The 2,284-nt window shown below is 38.1% G+C and carries 2 protein-coding genes; one reads left to right on the plus strand and one right to left on the minus strand.

Annotated features, from left to right (window positions below; translation table 11 throughout):
• Window positions 1-256: 256 nt before the first annotated feature.
• On the minus strand, window positions 257-1,480 hold the full coding sequence (locus V7659_RS21635; RefSeq protein WP_335542158.1) for an NAD(P)/FAD-dependent oxidoreductase: 1,224 nt from the start codon (window positions 1,478-1,480) through the stop codon (window positions 257-259).
• Between the two features lie 267 nt (window positions 1,481-1,747).
• On the opposite strand from V7659_RS21635, the gene V7659_RS21640 reads away from it, so the two are divergent.
• On the plus strand, window positions 1,748-2,284 hold a 537-nt coding region (locus V7659_RS21640; protein WP_335542159.1), incomplete at its 3' end, for a hypothetical protein.

The raw sequence follows: 2,284 nt of genomic DNA on the forward strand, positions 1-2,284 counted from the left end.
CCCGCAGGAGCAAAGCGACGAGGAGGCTCCCCGGCACGCCCGCGGAAAGCGAAGTGCCTGGAACGGAAATCAACAGACAAGTTTAAAACAGCCTAAATAATAAAAAACAGCCCCACTCCAAACAATTGGAATGGGGCTGTGTGCCTCTAATTGGGGGATTGGAGGCCATATTACATAGGGATATGCTATTCAAACTCCAGAAAGGGGGGGACCATCTGGAAGGGAAACAAGCTAAAAGAAATCGTTCGTTTATTAATTATTGTTTCGCAGTCATTTTTACTGGTTCACTGCTTACTCCAAAGTGCTGTTTTATGATTAATAAAGGACCGCCAAGATTAAACAAGTAACGGGCTTCAATGACTAGCTTCATAAATGCACCAATTAAGCCTGACAATCGGACATTCCCTACTTTACCAACTCCAGCAGATAGTCCAATTGAAGCGACAGAGCCTTTGTGGTGATATTCAAAAGCAGTTAAGGTTTCACCACGCAGGGAGGCAACGATGTTTTTTGCACACACTGGTGCTTGTTGCAAAGCAACTTGTGCAGTTGGTGCCAAGGCAGTGTGTTCATCCTTCATGAATAATGAGCAGTCACCAATACTAAAAATATTATTCGTGTTCTTTACACGGAGATATGGGTCGACAGCGAGCTTTCCTCTTTCAATTGATAACCCCCATTTTTGAACAATGGTGTTACCTTGTACGCCGCAGGACCATACTAATGTCTTGGTAGGGACTTCAAGTTCATTTTCCAGGATCACTTTATCAGGTGTACACCCAAGGATTTTTGTTGATGTAATCAATTTAATTTTTAGCTTTTCTAAGACTTCTGAAGTATATTGGACAGATTGTTTTGGAAAAAAAGGAATTACTGAAGGAGCTGCCTCAATTCCAATAATTTTTACTTTTTCAAATGGAACATTGTGTTCCTTACATAGTTTAGGTAATCCATCGGCCAGTTCTCCAAGCAATTCAATGCCTGTAAAACCTCCACCCGCAACAACGAAAGTTAAGCGAGAAGGGTCTTGATCTTCTTTATAAAGGTTGAGCTGTTTGTTGATATGATGATAAATCGCTTTTGAGCTCCTGAAACTGCGAATTTCAAAAGCATGCTCTTTAATGCCGGGAATGCCAAACGTTTGCCCTTCAAAACCTAATGCTATTAATAAATAGTCATATTTGACTGTTTCTCCGCCTTCAAGGTGTACTTCTTGGTTCGAATGATCAACATAGGTTACAGTAGCTTTTAAAAAGTGAGTTTTGCTAGGGTCGATTAGCTCAGGTATGGACATAGCAATTTGACGATCAGAAGAAGTGCCAACTCCCGTTTTATGAAGCTGTGTTGTAATGTAATGATACCCATGTTTATTAATTAATGTAACATCTGCTTCACCATATTTAAGTAGTTTCTCTAATTTCTTACTTGTGATAATACCGCCGTATCCTGCACCTAGGATCACGATTTTTGGTTTGTTCATAACTTCCCACTCCTAACATCTCTCTCTAATTTATTGTGAATAATTTCACATATGTATTTTTAAAAAAATAAAACCTCAAGTTTTTATTTATATTGTGAAATGTTTCACATATTTTCTATATTCATAGAATACTCTACTAAATATTATTTCTCAAGTGTTTTTTAACTAAAAATTTGTCAAATTGGTAAATTTTTTTTCAATTACTGGGAATGATAATTTCGTACAAGAGATGAAAATTACTAAATACCTAAGTAGAAGGAGATATTTATGAAGTTTAAATCGTTACTTTTATCATTTGGCCTATTAATGTCAGTGCCTGGAATGGCAGCCGCTGCGCCATCCACACCAGATACATCCAATGGTGTACAGAGGGAAAAAGCCCCTTGTGATTGTGAAGAGAAAGGGCATCATAACATGATGCATAAAGATTGGCAGGCAAAGATGGAAGAAAGACAGAAAATGATTCTTTCCTGGGTAGATCAGTATACACCAGAGAAAAAAGCTGAATGGACGGCAGTCCTTACCGAGAAGAAAACACTAAGGAACCAATGGATGAGTCCTGAAAATGCCGCCAAACGCGAGCAATGGAAGAAAGAGAAAATGGCAAAAATTATAGAACTAAAAAAACAATTGGATGCGGGAAAAATAACAAAGGAAGAATTTTTTAAACAAGCACACGGCGGAAAAGAAATGTCCCATTGGAAAACGTTCCATGAACTAAAGATGGCAGTTGAAAAGAAGGATAACAAACAAGCTGGAGTACTCCTAAATCAATTGTTAGAACAAAGTAAACAACATAATGAA

This window comes from Neobacillus drentensis, from assembly GCF_036966985.1.
In the GTDB taxonomy this organism is placed as follows: domain Bacteria; phylum Bacillota; class Bacilli; order Bacillales; family Cytobacillaceae; genus Neobacillus; species Neobacillus drentensis_E.